We start from the raw sequence: 10,807 nt of genomic DNA on the forward strand, positions 1-10,807 counted from the left end.
TGAGCATGACTCGATCCTTTTTTCTGTGATTTTGCGTTTTGGGAACAAAAATTTCGCAAATTTAGGATCGAGTTTCTTTGATACTCCTACCATTTTGACAAGCTATTTAGGGCAAACGGGTCTGCATAAACAGAACCCAGCCTGCTCGAGCAAGCTTTAAAAAAATGTGGCTGGCGAGGCCCGTATCAAAAATGGTCGGAACGTCAGTACAACCTTCGTAATTATTGACTCACAAGCGTGAAGAATATATTAGCCGATGGCGGTTACCACCATACAAACATCCTGTTAATCCTTTTGTCATCGCTTTGACTGGCTGGCGATCATCCGTATTTCCTGCGGTGAGTTTCACGGCTAACAATTCGCCGCAATCATCGACGCAGCAGTAAAGTTCTTCTAAATTAGACATGCCTGAGGATCTCCACTATTTTGTTTTCTTTAGCAAAGACTTTGATCGTGCCTCAGGCACTTTAGTTCCCTTCTTAAGCGAAGCTCAGGTTAATTAACTGAATTGTAGAACATTAGGTTATTAAAAATAACCGGAAATGCATGACAAAGTCATCGGGATTTTTATCGAAAGAGAATATTATATTAAGATAGAATCAATAAATTGAATACGTTACCTGAAAATGCGTTTGCCAGAATCAAACATTTTCGTGTATTCGCAACAAGATACGATAGATTGGCGCGAGATTACGCCAGTTTATTGACACTGGCGTTTATCATTGTCTGGTTACCAATGTGGGTGGAATAAATGATGAAAACAAAACATCAACATCCACTAGTTTTTTATACTAACACTTTTAAATATGCCTCTAATTCTCAAATCATTATCTTTTTAAATTAATATACTTTTTAATTGATCACTCCATATGCTAAAAAATCCTTTAGCCCTGTTTCATCCTTAATAATGCGTCTCCAAGCTTGAATTGCGTTATTAACCTGTATTGTCCCATTTTCTGGTTCGAAGTAATTAAAACAGCTTGTGAATTTTTCAATAATATCAGTAGAATTAAGGGGGTTTTGAGGGTTTCCCTTTGGTATATCAATAAACCCGCTACGAACATCACCGTTAACATAATAAATGCTAACTTCAATTCTACCATGTGTCCCAAGTTCAGGAATGTCACATTTGAGATCAACACGTGGACGAATCTTTTCACTAATCGAAAGCACATCTGCACGATTTAATGCAGTTTCGTCATAGTCAGTAATAAGTACTCCGCCATACCGTAAACCTACAGCTACTGTATATGCCATACTAAATCTAGCCTCTACAGGTGTAGTTGGCTTCCATTTCTTATAGGATGGAGCACAAACAAGATCATAGATTTGCTGGTTCATTGCAATATCAATATGAGTTATATCCTCAGCTCTTACTTTAGAGTGTCCAGCCAAACTAATAGCTAAAGTAGTTGCCGAGATATTAGGACGGCAAGTCGGATAAGGTTTGAACGCTATATCATTCTCACTTGCGAAAATAACTCCAAGCCCATCGACTATACTATCTGGCTCTGAATCCGGTTCAAATGCCCTAAACAAGCCATATCGACCTGTAAGAAAGCGATGAGCGCCTTCAAAGCCTTCCGACGCTAGAAGAACTGCTTTAACCGCATTAGATGCAACAAGCCCCTGCTGGTAAGAAACTGTAGGAGTCCCTTCCACCATACACTGTGCCTCACCAAGAGCGGATGTGTAAGCAATTCCCATCGCGGAGCGTAACTGGGTAGGGGTGAGTCCAAAAAGACGACCAGCGGCTGCAGTTGCTGCAATGACCTTGCTAAGGTCATATCTACCACTTTCTAGAAGAGTTTCCTTACGTGCACGTGCAAGTCGGGTAATCAAATCGTGGCCAATGACAGTCGCAGTCAAAAATTCACTAGAAGTGACAGGTGATTGACGAAAAGCAGCTATAGCTGAAAGAGCTGGAAATATGGCCACACTAGGATGAATACCTAGCGGATCTACTACATCATCAAAATCTAAAACCCGCGATGCAGCACCATTAAGAAGTGCAGCAATACTAGGAGGAAGAAGCAAATTTGTTCCGAAAACAGGACAAGTAGGGCTGCCTCCCCATTGTCCGATAACTCGCTGTAATAGTTTTATTTCTGGTCGTATTGAACCCGCTAAGGTAACACCAAATATATCAAGGATCGACAAATGTGCAGCGTCTAAAGCAGATGTTGAAATATTGTCATACATCAATTCATAGGCAAACGATGTTATTTGGTCTTCAATATTTTTCACACTAAACATCTCGAACTCCTAATAGGTATTATTTATGAAGTCACTGAAAGTGGTTCAAAACGAACAAGCAGAAAACCAGTCTCAACTGCTTGCCCTTCCACTGCAAAAATTTCTGTTACACGGCAATATGAAGGTGCAAAATAAGTTGAAATAACCTTCATTGATTCTAATCGTAGTACAGGCTGGTCAGCCTCAAGAATATCACCTTGATTAACTAATACTTCCGAAACTATTGAATGGAATGGAGCGAAAATTTCATTTTTATTGAAATCATGCTTTGTACTGGTTGGCGTTGGCCGTATACCATGCATTGCACTAATATCCAAATGATAACCATCTATATCTACGGAAAATGTTTGTTCAAGACTACTTTTTTTACCTAAAATAATGCTTTTTATCGTACCTTCAAAATCTATAATAAGGCGGTCATACTTTCCTTCTCGATCCATTCTGAGAAGGCGAATATGGGTTGGACTACCGTTATCAACTATCGCAGAAAATTTATCATTATCTTCATCAGCAATACGCAATATATATGATTTTGATATGCCAGAAGGTATATTCAATTGAATAGAAAATAATTTATCCACCATAGGAAGCTCTCCGATCATTCATAAGACGCCAATTTGAGAATGAAGGTAATGTGGTAGCGTTTTCAGAGAGTTCTGTTATGGACAAATATTCACGCAATGCTACAGCAATAGCGATGTCATATTGCATTGTTTCATTAGGAGATTCAGGATGATAATTAGAGAACAATGATAGATCATAGTGCCCAGTAAAAAATGGCGAATAATCAATTAACCAACGATGAAATGGAAGATTAGTTGGAAAACCAGCAATTAACAGCTCACCTAATGCTACCTTTGCCCGAGAAATGGCTTCATTCCGATTTCTTCCCCAAACAATGAGTTTCAAGCAAAGACTGTCATACAGTATAAGTTGGTTCTGATTCTCTGATATACCTGTATCAATTCGTATCCCTGGTCCATAAGGAAAATGGCAAGCTGTAACAACACCACCTGTTGGCAGAAACTCCTGGAATGGATCTTCTGCACAAATACGAAACTCTATCGCGTGGCCATGAATAACTGCCTTCAGTACGTCGTCACTGAGAGGGATTCCCTCTGCAATAGCAAACATGGCTTCCACGATATCAATGCCTGTCACTGCTTCAGTAACCGGATGCTCAACCTGAATACGTCCGTTCATCTCAATAAAGTAATATTGTCCGGTACTATCAACCAGGAATTCTACTGTACCAGCACTGGTATAATTTGCTGCTCTAGCAAACTTGACTGCTGACTCACTAATCACGTTACGTAAGGCTTCATCAATGCCAGGAGCAGGAGATTCTTCAACCATTTTTTGTCGCCGACGCTGTACACTGCAGCCACGCTCTCCAAGTGCGATTATATTTCCAGTCACATCCGCCAAAATCTGAACTTCAATATGGCGAATATTATATCCAAGAAAACGTTCAACATAGAGATCCGCTGTACCGAATGCAGCAAAGCTTTCCCGTTCAACTTCTTTCCAAATCCGCTCTAGCATATCGTGGTTTTCTGCAAGCCGAATTCCTCGTCCACCACCACCATTTGCAGCTTTTAATAGAATAGGGTATCCAATCACAGTTGCTAATTCTTGAGCTTCTTTGAGCGAAGTCACAGCAGCGCCAGGAATAACAGGTATCCCAGTAGATATAGCAAGTTGACGTGCTTGAATTTTATTTCCAACTAAACGAAGTGCAGATACATTTGGGCCAATGAAAAGAATTCCTGCATCTGCACAGGCTTTAGCAAAATTCGCATTCTCAGCTAACGGACCATATCCAGGAGCAATAGCATCAGCATGATATTCAGCAGCTATTGCTAAAAGATAATCTGGTGAAGAAAAAGGGTGGACAATATCCGCTTGTACTCTATATGTCGCGGCCATAACGAAATGTGCTGTTTTTTCTTCATCATCGTACACAGCAATTGTTTCGATCCCAAGGCCCTGAGCTGTACGAATAAATCGCAGAGCAATCTCTCCACGGCACGCAAGGAGTACACGTTTAATCATGATGGTGTCCTCGCAATTTTGGATATATAACTGATGCTAGAATCACGTAAACCGCGACCAAGTTCAGTATGTGCTCGAGTAAATTCCCCTGCACTGACTGCACCTGCAACAGATATTTCCCCCGCCAACGCAACAGCGGCACAAATCTCAGCTAGTTTACAAGCATCATCCTCACACCCGATCATCGCAAGACATTCTTGCTGTATAGGTAGTTTTGTTCCTCCACCAATTGATCCAACAATAATATTAGGCAAAGTAACACTTGCCACCAATGCACCTTCTGTATTGATTTCAAAAGAGGTACTGGCATTGAAGAAAGACACTGTAACAAAAGCAGGATCCTGTCCACATGCGATAAAAAATGCAGTAAGTGCATTAGCAATATGAATATTCTGTCCAGTCGCTCCTCTCTGACCTAAAATGAGATGGCACGCTTGAAGGAATCTTTGCATACGCTCCGGTGTAGATCTAAATCTCTTTGTGATAAGGTCTGCTGGTAAAACAGCACTAGCAGTAACATAACGCCCTTTGGCTTCATCTGGCACGAAACGTTTATCCCCTCCTAGCGTATTAAAATATCCACCAACTAAGTTATCAGCATGGGTTCGGATATAGGAACAAGCAGCTTCATTAGCCTTTGTTGCCATGTTTAATCCCATTGCGTTACCTGTCTCGTAACGAAATGCCAAACCAACAATGCTTCCCTGAAATATTGGTGTGATTTCCTTAAGCCGGGCAAAGCGGCTTGTACTATTAGCGACTTCAGCGATTTTTTCTGTATTTTGACGCAACCACTCATCAAACAACGCAGCATCAGAAGCACGATACAACCAAACCGCTGATATCTTAGTCAGAGCATTGCCTCGGAATTTATAGTGTGTATTTTCACTCCCTTCCTCTGACCATACATTCGTTGGTGAAAAAACATGGCATCCCCCAGCTTCTGTCAATGCCTGCATTCCACGTGAGAACGATGCAACAAGGGCTCCTTCAGTCGTGGCCAATGGAACGATAAAATCACCATTAGCATGACTACCATTGATATGCACAGGACCAGCAAGCCCGATTGGAACGCCAACCATACCCACATAGTTTTCTACAGTACCTACTAACGAAGATAGTGGTGTGGGTAATTGATTAAATAAATATGGTAAATCTCGACCAACCCACTCAACTAACCATTCTTGACGAGTTTTAATTGCATCAGGAAGAAAGTCATTTTCTGCATGGCGTGGTATTTTCACGGTATCCCCTCAATTAAAGTTGAATATTGGAGTGCTTACGCCTAGGAGTAATTTCGATTTTGTCTTGGAGAATTCGAAAGGCATTGGTGAGAACTGGACGTATAGTTTGATCGTTTAGAAACCCATTGATATAACCTCGACGCGCTGAATAATTTGCACTAGCGTGAGCATTACGGTATTCGGTAGCTAATTCAGCTCGACGGGCTTGAGGATCCTCTGCGTCAAGCATTTGCCGGCGAAAGATAATATCAACCGCAGCCTGAGGACCCATAATTGCGATTTCGGCTTCAGGGAGAGCAAAAATCATATCAGTTGCCCATTGGTTCGCTAGAGTTGGATGAGCACCACCATAAGCTTTGCGCAGAATAACCGCTATCTTAGGAACGGAAGATTCACAGTAAGCATGTAAAAGTTTTGCTCCTGAACCAATGATTCCCCCTTCTTCCTGATTAATTCCGGGTAAATATCCAGGAACATCAATCAATGTTAAAATTGGGATATTAAAAGCATTGCAAAAACGCACGAAACGTGCCGCTTTTTCAGAGGCAGCTATATCTAAACATCCTGCAAGGATCTGGGGTTGATTAGCAATAATACCAATGGGAATACCACCAAGATGGGCGAAGACTGTAACTATATTTGGAGCATAGTGATGATGAACTTCAAGATAGTTAGCTCTATCTACAATTTCTCTAATGATTCTTGTTACATCATAGGGTTCATTGCTATTTTGAGGTATTATTTCTGATAGCCGTGCCTTTATTCGATCTTCTGCGGGGCGGTGTGGTACTACGGAACAATTATTCTGTGGTAAAAATTCTAAAAGATCACGAGCTAATCTAATTGCTTCTTCTGGAGTATCAACTAAAAAATGAGCTAAGCCTGTAGTTTTGGCATGTAACATAGCACCACCGATATCTTCTTTTGTTACTTCTTCACCGGTTGCCTGACGTATTACTGCTGGACCAGTCAAAAACATAGTTGAATTATTTTTAACCATAATAACAACGTCGGTTAGTGCTGGAGCATAAGCAGCACCACCAGCACAATCACCTAAAAGTATTGATATTTGTGGAATAACCCCTGATGCTTTGACTATTTTATAGAAAACTTCACCAAATTGTACTCCAGCATCAACACCCTCATGAATCCTTATTCCAGTCGAGTTATTGAGCCCTATTACAGGTACACCAGTCTTGAGGGCAAGATCTAAAACTTTAGTTATTTTTAGTGCATGCATTCGGCTTGAGCTACCACCAAGAAAGTTAGCATCATGAGCATAAAGTACTACCGAACGTCCATTTATTCGGGCAAATCCTGTTATAATTCCATCTCCAGGAGTTTTACGGTGTTCTGAACCAAAATGAGTACAATCATGTTCAGCTAGAGGGTCCAGCTCAAAAAAAGAATTCCTGTCAACAAAGCTCTCAATTAGTTTTCGTATTATTAATATAGCTGGTTGAGTTGTCATATCTAATGCCTAATTTCAATAAAAATTTTTGATTATCAGAAAACTAGTGGTGCATAGATTTAATGCGTTTTTCTGGGTTTTGTAATGCTTTATTAAATTGAGTAATAAGCTTTTGTCTTTTTTTAGCCATTTGTTTAACCGCTTGGTATTTAACATAACCAAATCCACGAATTTGACTTGGAAGTTCAGCAAGCTGTAGGCAAAGAGAGAGCATGTCTGGAGCCACGGTATGGGCAATATGATCAACAAGTTTTTCATAATCAGAAAGCAATTGCCTTTCCATTTTCCGTTCTTTTTGTAAACCAAATAGATCAAAAAATGTACCACGAAGAAAACGAACTTTTGCTATCACCTTCAAAACAGGTATGAGCCAAGGACCTAATGTAACTTTTCCTCGTTTTCCTGTACGTGCATCTTTACGCCTCCAGAGAGGGGGGCTCATATGGAAACGTAATTTGTATTTACCTTCGAATTGATTTTCCATTCTAGTAAGAAAGTCAGTCTCGACGAAAAGCCGAGCAACTTCATATTCATCCTTATAAGCCATAAGCTTAAATAAGTTTTCAGCAACAACACGAGTCAAACTTTCATCATTAAATATGGATGTGGCAGCCCTTATGCGCTCAACACGTTCTACATAGCGATTGGCATAAGATGGGTTTTGATATTTAGAAAGAAAATTTCTACGATGATCAATTAACTTATCTAGAGATTTAGGAATTTCTTCTTTGAAGTTAGCCAAATGGCTATAAATAATTTCTGGGTGAACAGCAGCCACTCTTCCCACTTGAAAAGCAGTCAAAGCATTTTTGGATATCTTACCAAGTCCCTTAATGGCCAGCTCTATTGAAGAAAATCTAATAGGTATGAACCCTAATTGCCAGGCGTAACCTAGAAGAACAATATTTGCTTGGTTATGATCGCCAACTAAATGTGTAGCAATAGTGTTCGCGTTTATGCTCTTAAGATGCCGGCAATGATGACGCAAGGTTTTCATCATACGACCTTCATCATGCTGCAGTGAAATATCACGTAACATTGCACCGGTTTGGGTTTCATACGTATTCGCTACACAAGCTGTAGAAGATGAGGACATAACTTCTAAACTTGACATATTGACCCCAACGACAAGGTCTGCAGCAATTACCAAATTTGCTTGTGCTCGATCTATACGAACCTGATGAAGTACATCTTTGTTACTACAGAAGCGAATATGGGATAGAACTTCTCCTCCTTTTTGCGCAAATCCGCTGAAGTTTAAAACACTAATTGAATTTTTATCATGCTCTGCTGCATAAGCAAGAAGTCTCGCAGCAGTTACAATACCTGTTCCCCCAATTCCAGATAGAAGGACTTCATATGGCTCCTTTTGTAATGTGACAATTGGAGGTTTTAGTTCGTTTACGATCATTTCTAATTCAGCTTCAGAAATGACACTGGTTAAGTCCTTTTTTGAAGCCGTGCCTTCAATCGTGATGAAACTTGGGCAAAACCCTTTTAGACAAGAAAAATCGTAATTGCAATTATTTTGGTCAATTGTCCTTTTTTGTCCTAAAGATGTTTTTATTGGAATAACAGCAAGACAATTGGATTGTACTTGACAATCTCCACATCCTTCGCATACATGTTCATTTATAAATGTACTTACTTTAGGACGAGCAACTAAACCACGTTTTCTCTTACGGCGTAGCTCGGTGGCACAAGCTTGATCATAAATAATAACAGTAACGCCTTTAGTATCGCGAAATTCACGCTGGACGTTCTCTAAGTGATCTCGATGGTAAAATTTTACTCCTGGTGGTAATGGATTTCTTTTACCATATTTCTTAGGATCCTCAGCCACAACAGCAACTGCCTTTGCACCTTCAGCCAAAGCTAAAACTGCAACTTGATGAATTGACATAACACCATCAATAGGCTGCCCACCTGTCATTGCGACTGCATCATTGAATAATATTTTGAATGTAATATTACTGCCCGCCGCTATCGATTGACGAATAGCTAGATGGCCAGAATGAAAATAGGTTCCATCTCCTATGTTTTGAAAAATATGTTTCCTATCAGTAAATAGTGCATGGCCAATCCAATCAACACCTTCTCCCCCCATCTGAACTGAACCACCACCAGTGTTCCGATCCATCCAGGCCGCCATAACATGACAACCGATACCTGGCTGGGCATGACTACCATCAGGAATACGAGTAGAAGTACTATGAGGGCAACCCGCACAAAAATATGGGGTACGTTTCGGAAAGGCTGGGTACTCAACTGCAATAGACCACTCTAGTGGAATATCTAGGCTTACACCAAATAAGGATAGCCAATTTGCCAGAGGTTGAGAAACTCTTGATGGACGTAATTCAATATCTTCAGGCAATATAATTCGGCCTTTGGGGTCTCGTTTTCCAGATAAGGTGATGGGATGGTGATTTGTGATATTAAATAGATAACGAGCAAGCAATGTTTCTACCACTGCAGCTTTCTCTTCTATTACAAAAATGTGTTCAACTTGCGGAGCAAGATCTTGCAGAAGAGGGGATAGAGGAAAAACTAAACTAACATGTACCCAAATAATCCCATATGAAGCCAAATGATACGGAGTCAATCCTCCGATACGAAGAGCTTCAAGCACATCATTATACGTTTTACCAACTGTGATCAACAATGCCTGAGGTGCTTTACACGGTGCCAATATCCGATCAATAGGATTAAGTCGAGCAAACTCTTCAACTGCTTTTAACTTATATTGAAGACGTTGCTCTACTTGAGGTCCAGGGAGATCAGGCCAGCGCCAATGTAATCCATCTGGACCTTGATCTATATCTGTTGGACGTTTAAATTCTACTTGCTCCTTCAATTTTGGAAGAGTAGTTCCACTTTCTACAGTCTCACTAATAGCTTTAAACCCAACCCAAGCCCCACTAATACGCGAAGCAGCCCAACCCCATAAACCAACTTCTTTATAGTCAGCAACTGAGGCGGGATGCAATACAGGCATACTCCACGCAATCATTGCAAGGTCTGATTGATGAGACATGGAAGATGAGACACAGCCATGATCATCACCTGCCACTACAAGGACGCCACCGTGTGCTGAACTGCCATAAGCATTCCCATGTTTTAACGCGTCTCCTGAGCGGTCAACACCTGGCCCTTTTCCATACCACATCCCAAAAACTCCGTTGACTTTACGCTCTGGGTCTGTTTCCACTTTTTGTGTGCCAATGAGTGCCGTTGCGCCAAGGTCTTCATTTATTGCCGGTTGAAACCTAATTCCTGCTTCAGCTAATTCTTTATTACGCTTCCATAATATTTGATCAAATCCGCCTAATGGAGAGCCACGATAGCCAGATACGAAGCCAGCCGTATTAATACCCTGAGCTTTGTCGATAGCAGCCTGAGCCAGAAGTAGTTCAACAAGCGCCTCAGTGCCAGTAATAAAATTAGTTGTTGAACTACTCATTCGATATCTCCCGAAAATAAACATTTAAAAAATATCTGTTTTTTAATCTCAGTTTATTTGTAAATGTACAGAAATATAAATTAACTTCCATTAGATAGTAGATCCAAGTTATGTTTATATATTTTGACATTTCTAATTTTTTAGACTGGAACTTTTCTCTCAAAAACGAAAGTTTTAAATAAAATATTGACTTTATATGTAGTGAAAAAACTCACATTAATTTTATCGAGAAAATACTTCCCTTTCTTGAAATAATTATCAAACCAACTTTTAAATCCTATAAAAATACATAATTTAATGATTTTCATTAATATATGC

At 40.2% G+C, this 10,807-nt stretch carries 6 protein-coding genes and 3 pseudogenes; 2 read left to right on the top strand and 7 right to left on the bottom strand.

Annotated elements, in window-relative coordinates; translation table 11 throughout:
- Positions 1-129: 129 nt before the first annotated feature.
- Positions 130-238 (top strand): annotated as a pseudogene (locus AACX68_RS02685) (IS5/IS1182 family transposase); the annotation flags it as partial.
- A gap of 30 nt (positions 239-268) precedes the next feature.
- Here AACX68_RS02685 and AACX68_RS02690 read toward each other — a convergent pair.
- A pseudogene (locus AACX68_RS02690) lies at positions 269-406 on the bottom strand (transposase); the annotation flags it as partial.
- A 210-nt stretch (positions 407-616) separates the two neighbouring features.
- On the opposite strand from AACX68_RS02690, the pseudogene AACX68_RS02695 reads away from it, so the two are divergent.
- A pseudogene (locus tag AACX68_RS02695) lies at positions 617-751 on the top strand (IS5/IS1182 family transposase); the annotation flags it as partial.
- A 101-nt stretch (positions 752-852) separates the two neighbouring features.
- On the opposite strand, the gene AACX68_RS02700 reads toward AACX68_RS02695, so the two are convergent.
- The 6 genes from AACX68_RS02700 to AACX68_RS02725 are packed head-to-tail and all read right to left on the bottom strand — an operon-like array spanning position 853 to position 10,489.
- Positions 853-2,256, bottom strand: coding sequence for an MmgE/PrpD family protein (locus AACX68_RS02700; protein ID WP_228860528.1), 1,404 nt, complete (start codon positions 2,254-2,256; stop codon positions 853-855).
- 23 nt (positions 2,257-2,279) lie between these two features.
- Positions 2,280-2,840, bottom strand: coding sequence for an acetyl-CoA carboxylase biotin carboxyl carrier protein subunit (locus AACX68_RS02705; RefSeq protein WP_228860529.1), 561 nt, complete (start codon positions 2,838-2,840; stop codon positions 2,280-2,282).
- A complete protein-coding gene (locus AACX68_RS02710; RefSeq protein WP_228860530.1) occupies positions 2,830-4,311 on the bottom strand; it encodes an acetyl-CoA carboxylase biotin carboxylase subunit in 1,482 nt (493 codons plus the stop codon). The genes AACX68_RS02705 and AACX68_RS02710 overlap by 11 nt, the downstream gene beginning before the upstream one ends.
- Positions 4,308-5,555 (bottom strand): hydroxymethylglutaryl-CoA reductase, encoded by a 1,248-nt coding sequence (locus AACX68_RS02715; RefSeq protein WP_228860531.1) that lies wholly within the window; start codon positions 5,553-5,555, stop codon positions 4,308-4,310. Before AACX68_RS02715 ends, AACX68_RS02710 begins: the two co-directional genes overlap by 4 nt.
- A 13-nt stretch (positions 5,556-5,568) precedes the next feature.
- Positions 5,569-7,026: an acyl-CoA carboxylase subunit beta gene (locus tag AACX68_RS02720; RefSeq protein WP_228860532.1), complete on the bottom strand. Its 1,458-nt coding sequence runs from the start codon at positions 7,024-7,026 to the stop codon at positions 5,569-5,571.
- Positions 7,027-7,069: 43 nt separating this feature from the next.
- Positions 7,070-10,489, bottom strand: a complete 3,420-nt coding sequence (locus AACX68_RS02725) for an indolepyruvate ferredoxin oxidoreductase family protein (RefSeq protein WP_228860533.1) — start codon at positions 10,487-10,489, stop codon at positions 7,070-7,072.
- Positions 10,490-10,807 lie beyond the last annotated feature (318 nt).

It is taken from the genome of Xenorhabdus sp. PB61.4, from assembly GCF_963894935.1.
Classification (GTDB): Bacteria; Pseudomonadota; Gammaproteobacteria; order Enterobacterales; family Enterobacteriaceae; genus Xenorhabdus; species Xenorhabdus stockiae.